18 protein-coding genes are annotated in these 18,066 nt (G+C 63.4%); 12 read left to right on the forward strand and 6 right to left on the reverse strand.

Annotation, left to right across the window (positions count from 1 at the left end; all coding sequences use genetic code 11):
• Positions 1 to 103 precede the first annotated feature (103 nt).
• The 6 genes from Spa11_RS06125 (at position 104) to Spa11_RS06145 (ending at position 2,802) form a co-directional block, all read left to right on the forward strand.
• The gene (locus Spa11_RS06125; RefSeq protein ID WP_145109425.1) at positions 104 to 823 is read left to right on the forward strand and encodes a hypothetical protein; all 720 of its coding nucleotides are present in this window, start codon (positions 104 to 106) and stop codon (positions 821 to 823) included.
• Positions 813 to 1,397, forward strand: a complete 585-nt coding sequence (locus Spa11_RS06130; protein WP_145109428.1) for a hypothetical protein — start codon at positions 813 to 815, stop codon at positions 1,395 to 1,397. The genes Spa11_RS06125 and Spa11_RS06130 overlap by 11 nt, the downstream gene beginning before the upstream one ends.
• A gap of 313 nt (positions 1,398 to 1,710) precedes the next feature.
• Positions 1,711 to 1,884, forward strand: a complete 174-nt coding sequence (locus tag Spa11_RS22810; protein WP_197529782.1) for a hypothetical protein — start codon at positions 1,711 to 1,713, stop codon at positions 1,882 to 1,884.
• Positions 1,881 to 2,135 (forward strand): S1 domain-containing protein, encoded by a 255-nt coding sequence (gene infA, locus Spa11_RS06135; protein ID WP_145109431.1) that lies wholly within the window; start codon positions 1,881 to 1,883, stop codon positions 2,133 to 2,135. The genes Spa11_RS22810 and infA overlap by 4 nt, the downstream gene beginning before the upstream one ends.
• 60 nt (positions 2,136 to 2,195) lie before the next feature.
• Entirely contained in the window at positions 2,196 to 2,597 is a 402-nt protein-coding gene (locus Spa11_RS06140; RefSeq protein ID WP_145109434.1) for a hypothetical protein, read from the forward strand.
• Positions 2,587 to 2,802 (forward strand): helix-turn-helix domain-containing protein, encoded by a 216-nt coding sequence (locus Spa11_RS06145; RefSeq protein WP_145109437.1) that lies wholly within the window; start codon positions 2,587 to 2,589, stop codon positions 2,800 to 2,802. Before Spa11_RS06140 ends, Spa11_RS06145 begins: the two co-directional genes overlap by 11 nt.
• A 209-nt stretch (positions 2,803 to 3,011) precedes the next feature.
• Here Spa11_RS06145 and Spa11_RS06150 read toward each other — a convergent pair whose 3' ends face one another.
• From Spa11_RS06150 to Spa11_RS06160, 3 genes are all read right to left on the reverse strand, one after another.
• Positions 3,012 to 3,197, reverse strand: a complete 186-nt coding sequence (locus Spa11_RS06150; protein ID WP_145109440.1) for a DUF6800 family protein — start codon at positions 3,195 to 3,197, stop codon at positions 3,012 to 3,014.
• A gap of 165 nt (positions 3,198 to 3,362) precedes the next feature.
• On the reverse strand, positions 3,363 to 5,999 hold the full coding sequence (clpB, locus tag Spa11_RS06155; RefSeq protein WP_145109443.1) for an ATP-dependent chaperone ClpB: 2,637 nt from the start codon (positions 5,997 to 5,999) through the stop codon (positions 3,363 to 3,365).
• Between the two features lie 202 nt (positions 6,000 to 6,201).
• A complete protein-coding gene (locus Spa11_RS06160) occupies positions 6,202 to 7,242 on the reverse strand; it encodes a glycoside hydrolase family 43 protein (protein WP_145109446.1) in 1,041 nt (346 codons plus the stop codon).
• A 254-nt stretch (positions 7,243 to 7,496) separates the two neighbouring features.
• Between Spa11_RS06160 and Spa11_RS06165 the strand changes: the two genes are divergently transcribed.
• From Spa11_RS06165 to Spa11_RS06175, 3 genes are all read left to right on the forward strand, one after another.
• Positions 7,497 to 8,588 carry a DUF1559 family PulG-like putative transporter gene (locus Spa11_RS06165; protein WP_145109449.1) on the forward strand — a complete coding sequence of 364 codons (1,092 nt, stop codon included), beginning with the start codon at positions 7,497 to 7,499 and terminating at the stop codon, positions 8,586 to 8,588.
• A 145-nt stretch (positions 8,589 to 8,733) separates the two neighbouring features.
• Complete coding sequence (locus Spa11_RS06170) at positions 8,734 to 8,949, forward strand: hypothetical protein (protein WP_145109452.1); 216 nt, start codon at positions 8,734 to 8,736, stop codon at positions 8,947 to 8,949.
• 300 nt (positions 8,950 to 9,249) lie between these two features.
• On the forward strand, positions 9,250 to 10,068 hold the full coding sequence (locus tag Spa11_RS06175; RefSeq protein WP_145109454.1) for a PDZ domain-containing protein: 819 nt from the start codon (positions 9,250 to 9,252) through the stop codon (positions 10,066 to 10,068).
• 373 nt (positions 10,069 to 10,441) lie between these two features.
• On the opposite strand, the gene tnpA is transcribed toward Spa11_RS06175, so the two are convergent.
• The 3 genes from tnpA to dnaK all read right to left on the reverse strand — a co-directional run bounded on the left by tnpA (position 10,442) and on the right by dnaK (position 14,297).
• Positions 10,442 to 10,891, reverse strand: coding sequence for an IS200/IS605 family transposase (gene tnpA / locus Spa11_RS06180; protein ID WP_145109456.1), 450 nt, complete (start codon positions 10,889 to 10,891; stop codon positions 10,442 to 10,444).
• Positions 10,892 to 11,261: 370 nt separating this feature from the next.
• Positions 11,262 to 12,242 carry a hypothetical protein gene (locus Spa11_RS06185; protein WP_145109458.1) on the reverse strand — a complete coding sequence of 327 codons (981 nt, stop codon included), beginning with the start codon at positions 12,240 to 12,242 and terminating at the stop codon, positions 11,262 to 11,264.
• Positions 12,243 to 12,368: 126 nt separating this feature from the next.
• The gene (dnaK, locus tag Spa11_RS06190) at positions 12,369 to 14,297 is read right to left on the reverse strand and encodes a molecular chaperone DnaK (protein ID WP_261342292.1); all 1,929 of its coding nucleotides are present in this window, start codon (positions 14,295 to 14,297) and stop codon (positions 12,369 to 12,371) included.
• Between the two features lie 453 nt (positions 14,298 to 14,750).
• Here dnaK and pheA point away from each other — a divergent pair, with 453 nt between their 5' ends.
• From pheA to tpiA, 3 genes are all read left to right on the forward strand, one after another.
• Positions 14,751 to 15,872 (forward strand): prephenate dehydratase, encoded by a 1,122-nt coding sequence (pheA, locus tag Spa11_RS06195; protein ID WP_145109463.1) that lies wholly within the window; start codon positions 14,751 to 14,753, stop codon positions 15,870 to 15,872.
• A 74-nt stretch (positions 15,873 to 15,946) separates the two neighbouring features.
• A complete protein-coding gene (aroF, locus tag Spa11_RS06200; protein ID WP_145109465.1) occupies positions 15,947 to 16,972 on the forward strand; it encodes a 3-deoxy-7-phosphoheptulonate synthase in 1,026 nt (341 codons plus the stop codon).
• 226 nt (positions 16,973 to 17,198) lie between these two features.
• Positions 17,199 to 17,951, forward strand: coding sequence for a triose-phosphate isomerase (gene tpiA / locus Spa11_RS06205; protein ID WP_145109467.1), 753 nt, complete (start codon positions 17,199 to 17,201; stop codon positions 17,949 to 17,951).
• Positions 17,952 to 18,066: the final 115 nt, after the last annotated feature.

Consider the following 18,066-nt stretch of genomic DNA (forward strand, 5'->3'; position numbering starts at 1 on the left):
ATGCAAGCCGGATCGGCTCAGAGCGGCGCCCCCACATGTAAACGTGATCGGGGGCGTCGCTTCTTTTCAAACAACTAAGAAAACAACCAACAAGGATACCAAGATGATAAAAATCTCTTCCAATCCAGACGGATCAAAGACAGCGCGCCACGCGCTGTTGAGCGAGACCGTCACTTTTGATCCAACCAACGAAGCCGCCGTTCTTCAAACAATGAACGCCAAGGCGGCTGGCGTCAGAGTGCAAATCGCAGAGGTCGCGCGCGTCGGGAGAATTTCCGACCTTGAAGCGTTGGTTCGTCAGCGCGGCGGCGATCGCAACGCGGTCAACATGCTCCGCAATACTCCCGTCGTTCCCAAGATTGCAGCCGACGCCCATCGTCTCGATGGGTTGATTTCTGATTTGGACGCTCGCGGGCAAAAGAAACTACCCGCTACGCCAGCCGCGCGATTGGCGATGTTCGCGAAAGAAATCAGAGACCGTGAGCAACAGCCAGAGCCAGAGGCAGCACCACCAAAGGTTAGCGATGCCATAAATCAAATGGAGCGTCTCAAAGACCATTTGATCCACCACGACGCGCACGATCCAAGCCGACTGGTGCGCGTCGAATTGACTCTACGGCAGTTGCGGAACGGCGACGCAGAGACCGGTTTCGGCATGATGGCGAGCGTCCTAGATGGCGAGAAGCAACTAGCAGCCGAGCGAAAGACGGCTGTCGCCATGCGACAAGACGAACTGCGGCAACAAGCAGCCGACCTTGACGCATACAGCAACGGACTAGAGCCGATCCCAGCCGACGTTGCGGAGGTGAGCCATGCCGAATGAGATTGTCAGCCTAACGCAGGACGAAATTCACGATATTTGCCAGAGGCGAAACGCCAGCACCACCAAGAAAATTGCATCGCTGCAAGCAGAACACGACGCGTTAGCAGAGCAGCATCAATCGGAAATCGCAGCAATCGAAGCGCTATCGACCGAGCAAGCCACGCTTGAAGCCAAACTAGCCGAGCCGTTCGACGCCAGAGCCGAAGTTGAAGCGAGAATTGCTGCCACTAGCAAAGAAGCGGACCACTACCGCACAGCGTACGAATCGAACGTGCGGGAAGTCGCGTTAGCGCGTGCCGTTGCGGCTTCCGGTGCTACGTCGTCTGAGATTGTCGGCGCGATGCTTGCAGACGTGCCGACAGCCGATCTATCGGCAGCCGTTGAAGCGTTGCGAGAGAGCAGCCCTAACTTGTTCGCGCCAACGATCGCCCGTGGCGTAGGGGGCACAACGAGCCCACCACGGGGCAGCGATCCGCTGGCGGCAGGCGCTAGTGGCGTCGCGCGGATGACTGACTCGCAATATATGGAAGCGAGGGCGTCGGGCAAACTCGACAATCTGTTCGGCAGAAAGTAAGCGAATCAAAACGACACCGTAGAAGCAATGCTCCGGGGTCGTTCCCACGCGCGCGGTGGCGCACTAAAGACAGCGCGCGTGGGTTTATATGAGGCGGCGGGTGTCGTTCCCCGCTCGCCAATGCGGCGGCTTGCCGTCGCGGGGTCGTCCACGGTCACCCGGGCGACCCCATCAATCTTCGGCGCGGTCTTTGGAGTGATTACGCGCCGTTTTGTTGCACGTCGTCGCATCCGTGCAACTTTTGGGACCGCTACCGATTACCCACGGTAGCGGTTCCTTTTCTTTCACCTTTTCCACAAACAGGAAATCCAAAATGGTTTACACACTCGATTCTATCGCTGCAAAGTTGGGCATGACCAACGGCAAACTTATGCGTCTCGCCGACGCGAAGCAAATCGTGCTGAAGCGCGAAGGGGCTGGCAAGTTTTCGTTCGATACCGAAGACGCCATCAATGCCAAGTTTCTTGAGTCGCGGGAATCGCGATGAAAGAAGGAATGCTAACCGTCACCGGTAGGGTAGTGACAGTCTTCAACGCGAACGCTTACGAAGTCCAACTTGAAAACGGTCACTTAGTCCGTTGCCATCGTGGCGGACACGCCCGCAAGCGTAGCCAAAAGCCAGTCCCCGGTGACGAAGTGCAGATTGATTTGACCCCCTACAACCTGAATATGGGCATCATCAAGAAAGTGCTGACGGTCGGCGATGCGCCGAAGAAACAAGGTAAACGACGCCACTAATCATGTCCCGCATGCCAGAAATCCTGGCATGCGGGATTCTTTCTTTATAAGGAAATCAAAATGAGTTATGAGTTATCGAACCCCGCCATGCGGGAAACCTACGAACGCTACAAGGGCGACCACGAAGCGCTTCACGACATGGCAGCCGATATCGCGTTGTTGCGAACGCTTGTGCAAAGCACGGTTGAAGCCAATGCCGACAATCCAGGCGTCGCGCTGAAGGCTGTAGAGACCGGGCTATCAACGCTGATAAAGCTCGAACGACGTTTGGCAGAATTGGACATTCTCCGAAACCAAGTGCTGAACAAAACGGCGATCGCCAAACTAGGTCAGCAAATCATCATCATTCTCGCTGATGCGCTCAATCGGCTTGCGCCAGATATGAAAAATCAGATCGTTGACGAAGTCGCACCTCGCCTAGCGTCTGCGATCGTTGACGCTCGCAACGAAGATGACGAATGACGAGAAGAAAGAAGCCGCAGCATTCCTGCTGAGCATTGGAGCGACCCAGCAGGAAGCCGCTGGGATTCTGGGGCTCTCGTCTAAGACGGTCTATCGCTGGGTTGGCGAGACCCCAGAGGCTCGCGAGCGACGACGCCAGTACGCAGCGGGCAAAAGAAAAGCCCGAAAAATTGACGACACCACGACACCCGGTCAGCCGGGCTAGCATGGTCTAGCGGTCCCCGAAGCATCAAAAACACGGGGGAAAACGCATATTCCCCGCGTTCCGTCGCAATTTCAAGACCGGTGCATTCAACCGCTCTGCCACCCGACCGGAGTGGAAAAGGGCTGTTGGCTGTCGGCTATCGGCCGTCGGCTTTTCGTTAGCCGACAGCCGACAGCCGATAGCTGACAGCCGCGGGCCACCAGCCCGCATCACCGCTCGATCAGACCCCAGCGGGAGATCAGCTCTTCGCTGCCCGTGGTCATCAGCCGCAGCTTGCGGGCCATTTCCAGCTTCTCGCTGGGCGTCGCCTTGGCGAGCTTCGCCTTCATCGCGGTGAGGTTTTCCTTACGCTTCCGGCGCCGCCGGAGCTCGCGCTGACGCTCGCTGCCTGCCATAGGGATTGGTCGTTGTAGGGGGTCGTGGATCGGGGGAACCGTAGCCCGGAAAGGATAATCGAGGGGGCACGTTCGCGGCAAGATGGGGCCCCCACCCTTATTTAGCCCCCGGTCAATGACCGGGGACTAATTGCAACGCCCGCTCACCACCTGATTCCGCCCCCCTCACTCAATCCCAAACGCGAACTCCCCGTCTACAAAGTCAATCGTCACCGTCGCCCCCTCGGCGTGCTCCCCGCGTAGCAGGGCCGACGCCAGTGGGTTCTGCAACTGCTGCTGGATGACCCGCTTCAGCGGCCGGGCGCCGTAGGCCGGGTCATAGCCGCGGTTGGCGACCTCTTGGCGGGCCGCGTCCGTCACGACGAGGCCCAAACCATTGCGCTCCAGCAGCTTCGCCAGCGCTGTCACTTGCAGATCGACGATGCGGCGGACTTCCTCGCGCTTCAGCGGGTGGAAGACGATCACCTCGTCGATGCGGTTCAGGAACTCCGGCAAGAAATGCCCGGCGAGGGCCTGCTCGACCCCTTCGCGCATCTCGTCCGGCGTGCCGCCCTCTTGGGCGATCTGCTGGATGTACTGGCTGCCAATGTTCGACGTCATCACGATGATCGTGTTCGTGAAGTCGACCGTGCGGCCGTGGCTATCCGTCAAACGCCCGTCGTCGAGCACTTGCAGCAGCACGTTGAACACGTCGCGGTGCGCTTTCTCGATCTCGTCGAGCAGCACGACCGCGTACGGCCGGCGGTGGACCGCCTCGGTGAGCTTGCCACCCTCTTCGTAGCCGACGTATCCCGGAGGGGCGCCGATCAGCCGGCTCACGGTGTGCTTCTCCATGAACTCGCTCATGTCGAGGCGCACCATCGCCTGGTCGCTGTCGAACAGCGTCTCGGCGAGCGCCTTGCAGAGCTCGGTCTTGCCGACGCCCGTAGGGCCGCAGAACAAGAAGCTGCCGATCGGGCGGTTCGGGTCCTGCAGGCCGCTGCGGCTGCGACGCACGGCGTTCGAGACGGCCTCGACGGCTTCGTCCTGGCCGATGACGCGTTGGTGCAACCGCTCTTCGAGCACCAGCAGCTTCGCGCGCTCCGTCTCGAGCATCCGCGTCACCGGCACGCCTGTCCACGCGCTGACCACCTCGGCGATCTCGTCGGGGCCAACCTCTTGGCGCAGCAGCTTGCGGCGCTCGTCCGGCTTCGCGCTCGTTGGCGCCGCGTCGGCGGCGGCGACTTGCTCTTCGAGCTTCTTACGCTCGACATCGAGTTCATACAGCTTTTGATAGGCCGACTCCGCGACCGGCTGGCCCGCGGCTTGCGATTCTTTGATCGTCGTCGCTTGCCGCTCCAGGTCGTGCTTGACGGTCTCGAGACGCTGCCGCACGTCGGCTGTCGAGCCGACGCCGATCTTCTCGCCCTCCCACTGTTCGTTGAGTGACGCCAACTCGCGGCGCACCGACTCCATTTCTTTGTTGATGTCGGCGAGCCGCTGCTTGGCATGCTCTTCGGTTTCGTCGGCGAGTTGCCGCGCGGCGAGCTCCAGCTGCACGAGGCGCCGCTGCCGCTCGTCGATCTCGGCGGGGACGCTTTCGAGCTCCATCGCCAGCCGGCTCATCGCCTCATCCACCAGGTCGATCGCCTTGTCGGGCAGTTGCCGATCGGCGATGTAACGGCTCGACAGCTCCGCCGCCGCCACGAGGGCCGAGTCCTTCACCTTCACGCCCTTGTGGTGCGCCTCGTAACGCGGCTTGAGGCCGCGCAGGATCGCCAGTGTGTCTTCGACGCTCGGCTCGCCAACGAACACCGGCTGAAACCGCCGCTCCAGGGCGGCGTCTTTCTCGATGTGCTTGCGGTACTCGTCGAGCGTCGTCGCGCCGATACAACGCAGGTCGCCGCGCGCGAGGGCCGGCTTCAAGAGATTCGCCGCGTCGGCGCCCCCCTCGGCCGCCCCGGCGCCGATGACGGTGTGCAGCTCGTCAATGAACAGGATGACGCTCCCCGCGGCGTCCTCGATCTCCTTGAGCACCGCCTTGAGCCGCTCCTCAAAATCGCCGCGGAACTTGGTTCCAGCCACCAGCGCGCCCATGTCGAGAGCGATGACGCGTTTGTTCTTGAGGCTCACCGGCACGTCGCCGTGCACGATGCGCAGGGCGAGGCCCTCGGCGATCGCCGTCTTACCGACGCCGGGCTCGCCGATCAGCACCGGGTTGTTCTTCCGCCGCCGCGACAACACCTGGATGACCCGGCGGATCTCGGCGTCGCGGCCGATCACCGGATCGAGCTTGCCCTGCTCGGCGCGCTCGACGAGGTCGATGCCGTACTTTTCGAGCGCCTGGAACTTCCCCTCGGGCGACTGGTCGGTGACGCGTGAGCTGCCGCGTACCTGCCGCAGCGCCTGCAGCAGATCGTCTTCTTCGATCGCGTTGAGCTTCAGCGTGTCCTTCGCCTTGCCCGGCGTCTTCGCCAGCGCCAGCAGCAGGTGCTCGGTGGACGTGTAATCATCCTTCATCGTCCCGGCCTCGGCCTGGGCCGTTTCGAGCACCTTCATCAATTCACGAGAAGCCTGCGGTTGGGCGCCGCCGCTGCTCTTCGGGTAGTGCCCCAACTCGGCGCGCACAATCTGTTCGAGCTGCCCGACATTGGCGCCGGTCTTCTCCAGCACGGGGCGCACCACGCCCTCGCTCTCGGCCAAGAGCGCGGCGAGCAGGTGCATCGGTTCGACCTGCGGGTTCCCCGCTTCGGCGGCGAGCTCCTGCGCGTGCTGCACCGCCTCACCGGCTTTGATGGTCAGCTTGTCGAAACGGAAAGGCATGGGACGAAGTAGGATGTCGGAAGTTGGAAGTGGGAAGGATTTGGGCGCGGCGGAGGCCTCTTGGTGTACGCAATCGATGGCGCAGGGGTTGCGAAAAATCGTTCTGTGGGAGGGGTCTCCAGACCCCGATTACGCGCACCATGCCGTTTGGGAGTGGATACCGTAATCGGGGTCTGGAGACCCCTCCCACAATTTTTGTTTCTCACTCTGCCGGGTCGGGTTTCACTCCCTCAAACGTCATCTTGACCGGCTTGATCGTCCCGTCGTCGTTGAACTCCAGCTTATCAATGCAGGTCACGCGGTGGTCTCGGCCTTCGTTGGGGATCGGGCGGCGGTGGTAGACGATGTACCACTGGCCGCTGGTGGGTGACTGCACGACCGAATGGTGGCCGGCGCCGGTCGCCACGTCGGGGTCCGATTCGAGAATCGTGCCGATCCGCTCGAACGGCCCCAGCGGCGAGTCGGCGATCGCATAGGCGACGCGGTACGACGAATTTCCCCAGCCCCCTTCGGACCACATGAAGTAATACTTCGGCGGGCTCGGCTCGGCTGCCGCCAAGACCTCGCTCCGCGGGCGACCCTCCCGTTTGAACATCAGCGGCCCCTCGACATAGCCCTTCGGCGTCACTTCGTGAAAGAGCTCGCCGTCTTCAAAGGGAAGGAAGCCCGTGAAGTCGTCGTTAAGCCGGCCGACGTTGCAGTGGCCCCACCCGCCGTAGAAGAAGTAATGCGTGCCATCGTCATCACGAAAAACGCACTGGTCGATCGGCTGCGCGTCGTGGTGGAACTCGCCCACCAGCGGCTTGCCGAGGTAATCCTCGTACGGCCCCGCGGGGTTGTCGGCCACCGCGACGCCGATGCCACCGGCGAGGCTCGCCTTGTCGCCCGCGTCATAGAGCGGCCCGCCGGGGCGCTGCAGGTCGTTCGCGGCGAAGAACAGGAAGTAACGCCCGTCGTTCTCCACACAACACGGCGCCCACATCGCCCGCCTGGCCCAAGCGATGTCCTGCGACGTCAGCACACGCTCGTGCTTCGTCCAGTTGGCCAGGTCCGGCGAGCTGAACGCGTCGAAGTGCAGCTGGTCGTCGTACGCCGCCGACGTGGTCGGGAAGACCCAATACGCGCCATCAAAGACCGCTGCCTCGGGGTCGGCGTACCAGCCCTCGGCGATGGGGTTTTGCGCCGTCGCCATAGCGACCACAGTCAGCAGAGCGAACGTCAGTAGTTGTCGAATCGGGGGCATGGCAAAGGGGCGGCAAGACGCAAGGGAGGATGTCGATCGATTGGAATCGATTAGGCTCGCATTCTACCACTTCGCGCGGCCAATTCTAAGAACAAACGTACACTTTCCCGCGAGCCCGGTCCCCCAACGAGCATTCCCCCGTGTCTGGCTTCAAGGCCTCTTCGCGCTAGCGTCGCTTGAGCCAAAACCGGTAGCGTGAACGTGTCGCGCCGTTGGTGGCGCTCTCCTCACGCATCGAGACCCGACCGCCCTGTATGCATTGGCACGTCCGACCCACCGGTCGCACGGCTGGCTTCACGCTGGTCGAACTCCTCGTGGTGATCGCGATCATCGGCGTTCTCGTCGCGCTCTTGCTGCCGGCCGTCCAGGCGGCGCGCGAGGCGGCTCGGCTCACGCAGTGCAAGAACCACCTCCGCCAGATCGGCATCGCGGCGCTCAACTACGAATCGACGCACGGCGTCTATCCGACCGGCGGTTGGAACGCGGCTTGGATCGGCGACCCCAACGTCGGCTTCGGCGCCCGTCAGCCCGGCGGTTGGGTTTATCAGATCGCGCCCTACTTGGAGACGGGTCCTCAGACGCTCCCCGGCGTCGGCGTCACGGGGATGATTCCGCTGCGCGACGCGCTTGCCTTGCTCGCCGCTGTGCCGATGCCGACGATGAACTGCCCCAGTCGCCGCGTCGCGACGGCGTACCCCGCGTTCGACCAAGAGGGCCTCAACTTCTCACCACCAAGCGTCGCCGCGAAGACCGACTACGCCGCCAACGCCGGCAACCGCATGGCCGTCGGCGGTAGGAACAAGGGCCCGTGGATACACACGCCCTTCGAGGGCTCGCAGTGCTCGGGCCTCTTCCCCAATTGCCGCTGGGTGAGCAACGACAAGTGGCTCCGCGAATATTGGAATGGCGTCGTCGGCGACCACTCCGGCGCGCGCGTCGCGCAGCTCACCGACGGCGCGTCCAAGACGATGCTCGCCGCCGAGAAATGGGTCCACACGATCTACTACGACGTCGCGTCGATCGACTCCGATCACGACAACCAAACCAACGGCGTCCCCCACGACAACCCCGGCGACAACGGCTCGATGTACGTCGGGTTCGACTACGACAATGTCCGCGCCGCGAGCAGCAGCCTCCCGCCACGCCGCGACACCGAGTACGACCGCCGCAATCCGCAGTCCGACAAGAAGGGCAAGCACTACCTGCAAAACTTCGGCGGCGCTCATTCGGCGGGCCTCGTGACCGTGCGCTGCGACGCGTCGGTGCATCTGATGAGCTTCGACGTCGAGCCGACGGTATGGGCGAACTACGCCGCGCGCAACGATGGGAACGAACTCGCGCTGTAGCGTCGTCGCCGGAATCGATTCGTCGTGCCGTCGCGTCCGGTTGTAACGCCTGGGCGACCTGCGTTGGCCCCGTCACGGGCAACCGAGACGTCGCCGAGCAACTCGACCCGAGCCGTCCCGTCTCCGCGGCCGATACTCACGTCGTATGAGCAGCATCAGCCACATGAGTTCCGACGCGGCGATCGAGAGCGTCTTGGCGGCCAAAGAGGCCGCGACGCAGACGAAGATCGCCTACGCCGTCGCCGCCAAGATGCAGGGCGCCCACCGCGCCGCCGGCGACGCCGCCCTCGCCCTGCTCGACGCCGCCGCGCCCCGCGGAGCGGCGGAAGGCAAAGGCGCGAATCTCGACGTGTCGGCCTAGTCAGCGTGCAGCGACGCGGGCGCGGCAGCAGGCCGGGTTTTCTGTGGTCGCCGACCAGCGTCTTGGTGGTGTCGATTTGACATCGAACTGCCAGGGTGTGATGTCGTTGTGACTTCATTTCGTCGCGGCGTCTTCGGGCATCCGATCAATTGCGTATTCTCTAAGTGGCTACGGCGATAGCACTTAGGTCGCGGCTGCCAGTCTGGTCGTTGTGCTGGCATGTAGGTCGCTAGAGGGGGAGGCGGAAACCACCTGCCACGGAATGGCGCCACCCTCACTTCTAGTTCAACGAGCCCTGTCATGAACCGCCCGCTCCTGTCCGCCGCCGTCGCAACGATCCTCGCCTTCACCGCGGCCGCCGAAGCCGGCAAGCCCTTCGGCGTCAACTTTGGCGGCGTCCAGATCGGAGGCGGCAACAAGCCGGGCGTCCAGGTCCGCGGCGGCGGCGTCAAAATCAGCCTGCCGGGCCACGGCAACATCCGCGTCAAGCCACCCGTCATCAAGCCGCGTCCGCCGATCGGCATCCACCCGCCCAAGCCCCCGATCGTTCGGCCTAAGCCCCCGATCGTGATCCACCCGCCCAAGCCGCCAGTGGTTCGGCCGCCGGTCGTTTGCCCGAAGCCCCCGATTGTTGTTCACCCGCCGAAGCCCCCCGTCGTGCACCCGCCCGTCGTCTGCCACAAGCCGCCCGTCGTCTGCCCGCCGCCGGTGGTCGTGACTCCGCCGCCGACGTGCCACTGCCAAGGCGTTTGCCACTGCCAGCCGGCCCCCGCCTGGTACTTCGGAATGGCTTGCGAGCGGGTCCAGTCTCCCTTCGGCGTCGGCCTGCGGGTCGCGTCGCTGGCGCCGGGCGGACCGGCCCAATCGCACGGCCTCAAGGTCGGCGACGTGCTGCTGGTGGCCGGCGCGGTCAACCTGTCGCAAGCCGAGTCGAACGAGCACGGCGCCGCCCTGGTGCAGTCGGCTGTCTCGCCCGAGGGCCTGGCGCCGCTGACACTCGTCGACGCCTACACCGGCCAGCTGGCCAACCTGACGGTCGCCCCGACGCCGCGCTCCGCTCCGGCGCCGACCAGCGGGCCGATCGCCCTCAACCCGGCCCAGCCGACCTCGACGATGTAGTGGGGTTAGGGGGGGCGCCAACAAGAACGCCACGGGCGGTCGATCGAAAGATCGATCGCCCGTTGTCGTTTGTCTTTACCGCCATGCCGGCATCGCCACGTAGCGTCCCCAATGCCCCAGTAACTCCCCTAGCAATCAAGGCCTAGCAATCAAGGGGTTCCAGAGAGACCCTCTGTGAGCCCCGTAGAGGGCCCTCTGCCGCGTCCGCAAGCCGGGTCGGCAAAGACGCCGAGACGGGGCAAAGAGAGCCTGCTAGGGCCCTTCTGTCGCGTCTGAGCGGATGTCCAGGGGCTCCAATCCACCGAACTCACCGAGTCCTGCCGAAACGTCCGAGCCGTGCAGCCGCGCCGGGTCCGTGATTCAGAGGACGGCGCTACTCAAGCGACCTTGGATCAAAATCAACGTCGTGTCGCTCGCAGAGCTGCTGCAACTCGTCGGCAAGCGACCGAGTGGCGTGGTGGGCTTCTTGCCGCTGGAGATACTGCCGCACCGTTTCGACCTGTGATTGGCTCACGGTGAACACGCTGTAGCCTTCCTGCCATGCGAAGCGGCCGTCGAGGCGCCCTTCGTCGTTGATCCACTTCGAGCTGTTCGCTTTGAGCACCCGCACGAAGTCGGCGACGGTGTGCGTCGGTTTGAGCTTGAGCAGCAGATGGACGTGATCCTCGACGCCACCTATCTGGGTGAGCGAACCGCCCTCGGCTCGGATGAGGCCACCGATGTACTCGTAAACGCGCGGTCGAATCTCAACCGTCAACAGCGGTTGCCTTAGCTTCGTGCTGAACACGAGGTGGTACGACAAGCTGCTGAACGTCGATGGCATCTCAAGAAGCTCTCAACTCGGCGATGTGATTAAAGGTAGAGCTGCGAGCAAACGCAGTGCGTGTAAAGCTGTCACGCAGGCGAACGCCGCGAGCCGAAAGCCCCGGAGGGGCGAAAGCGCGTAGCCAGGGGCGCGAGCCCCTGGAAGCGAGATTGTAATTCACGAAAGCCCCGGAGGGGCGACAGCAGCGTAGCGTGGTGAGTTGCTGCCGCCCCTCCGGGGCTGTCGAATACGGGGCCGGGCGCCATGCCCACCCGCGCAGCGGATGGGCATGTGAATCACGATCGACAGTTTTCTCCACTTCACATGCTCATCCCCTATCGGGTGTGAGCATGGCACCCGACCTTCGACTCAAGCCACTTTCCGAGAGTTACATGAATATCAACTGCCTCGCCAAGGGGAGGACAATTCCAGTGCCCACAACGGTGATGGCAATCCATTTAGCAATGCTAAATACTTGTTCGTTATGCTCCAGTTCGGCTTCACCTTTTCCAATTGCAATTGTCGTTTTTGGAGTCATCGCAACGAGGCAATAGGCCAAGGTGACTGCGCATGCTGCGGCGATTAGAGGGTAAATCAACTGCCAGTCTTTCGGTTTTGGAACATCGACTAAATCATAAACGCCTGCTTCCCGCCGAAGCAGCAGTTCAATCGCTTTGAACTCCTCTGCGGAGTCGATTCCCCCTTCGACAAGTTTTTCGATATCAGCGACGTTTCGTTCCGCGGCAGCTCTTGTGGGGCTGTTTCTGACGTATTCGTTCCAGAAAGCGCAGACAAAAACAGTTGAAAGTACGAGTAAAGGTGCCAGCGGATGAGTTTTGCGAAGCCACACCCTCCACGCATTGACTCTGGAAGAGTTTAAGCTCTTTCGGCACATGTCCCTAAATGCACGGGCCGTGGGTAACGAGCCAGGGCCCGCTTCGATCACGGCATCGTCTAGCTTACTTCCCCAGGAGTGTAAACGAAATTGAAAAGATCTTTGGCCTCGTGAGAGTTTGACATGAAAGCTCTCCGGAGTACGAGAGGAGACTTCCACATCAGACATGGCTTCGCCGAAACAGTTGAAGGCGAGCGTGGAGTCGTCTGTGAATGAAATCGACACGCTCTTGGCAAAGCGCCGACTACTGTATGCCTGCCACTCCTCAATCTTTTCACTCTTCTTTTGTTCAAGTAATTCGCCAGTAGGAACTTCGACTCCTTGTTTACGAAATGTCTCGATTACCTCAGCCTCTGCATCATCCCTCTCCGCAAGCGACATTTCGTCTGCAATCTTCTGCAACGAATCGTCAAGGCTGTGCAGAGTATCCGCATTGAAATGCCATACGCCGCTGTACCGGAGTTCGTCTTCCATCGTTGAAGCAGCAGGCTCGGAATGGCTAATTAGTTTAAGGACAATAATAGCCGGAGGCGTTTCCGCCCCCGGCTATCGCGCTACGCAATCTATCTCCGTTTATCCGCGACCATCCGCGGCTAACTCTCAGCTCTCCTTCACCTCGAACTCCGCATCAATCGCATCGTCCTCTGCGGCGGGCGTCGCGTCGGCCGCGGCTGTCGCGCCGGCTGCGCCGCCGGCGGCCGCCTTGTACATCGCTTCGCTCATGGCGTGCGAAGCTTGTTGCAAGGCGTCGGTCGCACTCTTGATCGCGGACAGGTCGTCGGTCTTCGCCGCTTCGCGGACCTTGGCGATCGCCGCCTCGATCGGCGCGCGATCGGTGTCCTTGACCTTGTCGCCTTGCTCCTTGAGAGTCTTCTCGACCGAGTAGGCGAGGGCTTCGCCCGAGTTGCGGGCCTCGACCAGCTCGCGCTTCTTCTTGTCCTCGGCGGCGTGCGCTTCGCCGTCCTTCTTCATCCGCTCGATCTCTTCGTCGGAGAGGCCCGACGACTGCTCGATCGTGACGGTCTGCTCCTTGCCGGTGCCGAGGTCCTTGGCCGCGACGCTGAGGATGCCGTTGGCGTCGATGTCGAACTTGACCTCGATCTGCGGCACGCCGCGCGGCGCCGGCGGGACGCCCTCGAGGTTGAACTGGCCGAGCATGCGGTTGTCGGCGCACATCTCGCGCTCGCCCTGGAAGACCCGGACCGTGACGGCGGTCTGGTTGTCGTCGGCCGTGCTGAAGACCTGCTTCCGCTCGGCGGGGATCGTCGTGTTGCGTTCCACGAGCTTCGTCATGACGCCGCCGAGGGTCTCGATGCCAAGCGACAGCGGCGTGACGTCGAGCAGCAGCACGTCGGTGACATCGCCCGCCAGGACGCCGCCCTGGATCGCGGCGCCGACGGCGACGACTTCGTCCGGGTTGACGCCTTGGTGCGGGTCCTTCTTGAAGATCTGCTTGACGAGCTCGCGCACCTTGGGGATGCGCGTCGAACCGCCGACGAGGACGACTTCGTCGATCTTCGACGGGTCGAGCTTGGCGTCATCGAGCGCCTTCATCACTGGGCCGCGGCAACGCTCCACCAGGTCATCGACGAGCTTCTCGAAGTCGACCCGGGTGATCGTCATCTGCAAGTGCTTCGGGCCCGACGCGTCGGCCGTGATGAACGGCAGGTTGAGGTCGGTCGATTGGGCGCTGGAGAGTTCCTTCTTCGCCTTCTCGCAAGCCTCTTGCAGGCGCTGCAGGGCCATCGTGTCCTTGCGGAGGTCGATGCCCTGTTCCTTCTGGAACTGGTCGGCGACGTGGTTGATCAGCATCTCGTCGAAGTCATCGCCACCGAGGTGGGTGTCGCCGTTGGTGCTGATGACGCGGAAGACGCCGTCGGCGACTTCGAGGATCGACACGTCGAACGTGCCGCCGCCGAGGTCGAAGACGCAGATCGTCTCCTGGCCCTTCTTGTCGAGGCCGTAGGCGATCGCCGCCGCGGTGGGCTCGTTGATGATCCGCGCGACCTCGAGGCCCGCGATCTCGCCGGCGTCCTTGGTGGCCTGACGCTGGGCGTCGTTGAAGTAGGCCGGGACGGTGACGACCGCCTTGTTGACCTTGTGCCCCAGGTACGACTCGGCCGCTTCCTTGAGCTTGCGGAGGATCTTGGCGGAGACCTCCGGCGGGGTCATCTCTTCCGAGCCGGCCTTCACCTTCACGTAGTCCTTGGCGCCCCCGACGATCTCGTAGGGAACCATCTTCTCTTCGCTCTCGACCTCGTCGTGGCGACGGCCCATGAAGCGCTTGATCGAGTAGACCGTGCGCTTGGGGTTGGTGACGGCCTGACGGCGGGCGGGCTCGCCGACGAGGGTCTCGCCCTTGTCGGTGAAGGCGACGACCGACGGGGTGGTGCGGTTGCCTTCGGCGTTCGCGATGACTTTCGACTCGCCACCTTCCATCACAGCGACCACCGAGTTGGTGGTGCCGAGGTCGATGCCGATGATCTTTTCTCCAGCGGCCATAGATGGCTCCTTTCCGGTCCTATTGATCTGCGGCTGTTTCCTTGGGAGGGGGTCCCTAATAGGGGGGTCCCACGGAAGGGTCCGCAGCGATTGGGTTCGTTGGTTTTTGGGGGCAGCAACTCGTGGGGCCACCCGCGGCTAGCGCCGACGGCTCACGTTGGATGACGCTTGCGTCAAAATGAGCCGTCGGCGCTAGCCGCGGGTGAACCTCTGGCTGTACCTCTGCTAAGAGGGGCCACCTGCGGGAAACGCAAAGTCCGTGCCAGCATGGCCCCTCCGCGGCCGCTTGACATAAGCCAATGCGGGAGCAAGAGTTACGACGCGTACCGCCACCCCATCCGTCCTGATGGCGGCTGCCATTTTGGGACCCGGGGGCTGCCGCCCCCGGCTGTGGGGTTGTGGTAGAGTGTCAAAGTGGCAGTTGGGCCCGACGATTTCCGACACAAGTCCCGATGCTGTAATCCGTTAGGTGCTCCCGCGATGGCCAAGAAAGCCGCCCCGAAAACGACCCCTACCGGCGGCGCCAAGGCGCTGCGTACGCGGATTCGGGTGCTAGATCGGCAGATCGCCGACGCCGTGGCCGAACGCACGGAGCTGGTGGCGCGGCTGGTGGCGCAGCACGCCCAGCTGAAGAACGCTCCCGCCGACATCGCCGCCACGACCGTCGCGGCGGGGAAGGGGACGGTTTCCGACGACGCGATGCGGGCCGTCTTCCGCGAAGTGGTCGCCGCCAGCCGGGCCGCCATCGGCCTGCGGCGGATCGCCTACCTCGGCCCCGAGGACTCCTACAGCCACCTGACAGCGATCGAGCGTTTCGGCGAGGCGGCGGACCTCGTCCCCGTGGCGACGATCCACGCAGTGTTCCAAGAGGTCTCCGAGGGCTCCTGCGAGCTGGGCGTCGTGCCGCTGGAGAACTCGACCCACGGCCGGGTGACCGACACGCTGGAGGCGTTCGCCAGCTCGATGGTGCATATCTGCGGCGAGGCCCCGATGCGGATCCACCATTGCCTGCTGGGGCAGGGCCCGCGGTCGGCGATCCGCCGCGTCGTGAGCAAGCCGCAGGCGTTGGCCCAGTGCAGCCACTGGTTGGCCGAGCACCTGCCGGGGGTCGAAGCGGTCCCCTACGCCAGCACCAGCGACGCGGCCCGGCTGGCGGCCGAGGACCCGAGCGTCGCGGCGATTGCCAGCGAACAAGCGGGCCGCCGCCACGGCCTCGAGCCGCTTGCCCGCCATATCGAGGACCAGAAGGACAACGTCACCCGGTTCGCCGTCATCGGCCCGGTGAACACGTATCCGACCGGGGCCCCCAAGACGGGCGACGACAAAACGGCCCTGATGTTCGAGCTGGCCCACGAGCCGGGCGCCCTGGCCGACGGGATGGCGATCTTCAAAAGGCAGAAGCTCAACCTGACTTGGATCGAGTCCTTCCCCATCCCCGGGAGCCGCACCCAGGACCTCTCCGGGGGGCGATATCTCTTCTTTGTCGAGCTGATGGGGCACCAGGCCGACCTCCGCGTCAGGCGGGCGGTGGCGTCGCTGGGGAAGAAATGCTTGCAGCTTCGGGTGCTGGGGTCCTACGCGCGGGCCAAGGTGCTGGGTTAAAGTGCTGGGCTCGGCTGAGTAGCTCCGCGTCGGCACGACGCGACTCACCGTCTGCACGACGTTCCGCTCCTATCATGCTCATCATCCTGCGGGAAACCGCGACCGACGCCCAGATCGACCACGTCGTCGAACGCGTCGAGAAGCTCGGCCTGAAGCCCCACATCAGCCGCGGCACGTACCGCACGGTGATCGGCGTCATCGGTGACGAAGAGATCATCCGCTCGGCGCCGCTAGCGGCGATCGCCGGCGTGGCGGAGGTGGTGCCGGTGCAGCCCGAGTTCAAACTCGCCAGCAAGACCGCGCACCCCGAGCCGTCGATCATCTCGGTCGGCAAGGGCGCGACGGCGGCGAAGTTCGGCGGCGGCCACATCGGCATGATCGCCGGTCCCTGCGCGATCGAGTCCGAGGAGCGCCTCGACGAGATCGCCGGCGCCATCAAGGCGGCCGGCGCCACGGTCCTCCGCGGCGGAGCTTACAAGCCGCGCACGAGCCCCTACTCGTTCCAAGGCCTCGGCGACGAGGGCCTCAAGGTCCTCCGCCGCGTCGGCGACAAGCACGGCCTGCCGGTCGTCACCGAGGCGATCGACCCGCGGCACGTCGAGCTCGTCGCCGAATGGAGCGACATGATTCAGCTCGGCGCGCGGAACATGCAGAACTTCGTGCTGCTCACCGAAGTTGGCAAGACGAACAAGCCCGTGCTGCTGAAGCGAGGCATGGCGGCGACCGTCAAGGACATGATGATGTCCGCCGAGTACATCCTCTCGCAGGGCAACCCGAACGTCGTGCTCTGCGAACGCGGCGTGAAGGGCTTCGATAACGCCTGCCGGAACATGTTCGACGTGGCGGCCGTGCCGCAGGTGCATGCCCTGTCGCACCTGCCGGTGATCGTCGATCCGAGCCACGCCACGGGCCGCCCCGAGCTGATCCCGCCGTGCGCCTTGGCAGGCGTCGCGGCCGGCGCCGACGGCGTCCACATCGAAGTGCACAGCTGCCCCGAAGAAGCGATGAGCGATGGCCCGCAGGCGCTGCTCCCCGAGCAGTACGCCGAGTTGTGCCAGCAGATCAAGAAGGTCGCGGAAGCGATTGGGAAGACAATTTAGTATTAGCCGCCGATGAACGCAGATAAACACGGATGTCGAACGGCGGGGCAACGTGGCGCCGGTTAGTTCACGATCGTTCTGTTGAGATTTGTATTTTGGGATTGTTGGCGTATTTCCTTCTGATTTGAACACCGCTGATTGAAACGTTAGATACTGCAGCGGAAATGACATCCGCGTCCATCTGCGTTCATCTGTGGCTAATTAAAAAGCAGTGCAAAAAATTCCCATGCGTAAAACTCTGATCGCCGGTAACTGGAAGATGAACACCGACCGCGCCGCGGCGGTTGCGCTCGCCAAGGGCGTCGCGGCCGGCGCTGCGGAGGTTGACGGCGTGGACCTCGTGGTCTGCCCGCCGACGATCTACCTGGCGGTCGTGGGCGAGGCCCTCGCTGGCAGCCCCGTCGCGCTGGGCGCGCAGAACGTCTACGCCGAGGACAACGGCGCCTTCACCGGCGAGACCTCCACGGCGATGCTCACCGACATCGGCGCCGAGTATGTGATCCTCGGCCACAGCGAGCGCCGCGCGCTGATGGGCGAGACCGACGCCGACGTCAGCAAGAAGACCCACAAGGCCCTGGCGGCCGGCCTGACGCCGATCGTCTGTGTCGGCGAGCTGCTCGAAGAGCGTGAGGCCGGCAAGACAGCCGAGGTCATCAAGACGCAGTTCGAGGGCTCGCTGGACGGCATTACGGCCGACCAGATCACCAGCGTCGTCATTGCCTACGAGCCCGTCTGGGCGATCGGCACGGGCAAGGTCGCCAGCCCCGAGCAAGCCGAGGAGGTCCACGCTGACCTTCGCCGGTTGCTGTCGGAACGCTACACTCCCCAGCTTGCCGAAGAGGTCCGCATCCTCTACGGCGGCAGCATGAAGCCCGGCAACGCGGCCGAGCTGCTGGCGAAGCCCAACGTGGATGGCGGCCTGATCGGCGGCGCCAGCCTCAAGCCGGAAGACTTCCTCGGCATCGCCAAAGCAAAATAAGTATGAGGAGGAGCTGAGGTGATGAGGGGCTAAGGGCCTAGGGGTGTGTGAGTTCTCACTCTCACGCTTCATCAGCCTGCTAGCGGCTCCTCTATCATCTTCCCTCAGCCCCTCA

Source organism: Botrimarina mediterranea, from assembly GCF_007753265.1.
Taxonomy (GTDB): domain Bacteria; phylum Planctomycetota; class Planctomycetia; order Pirellulales; family Lacipirellulaceae; genus Botrimarina; species Botrimarina mediterranea.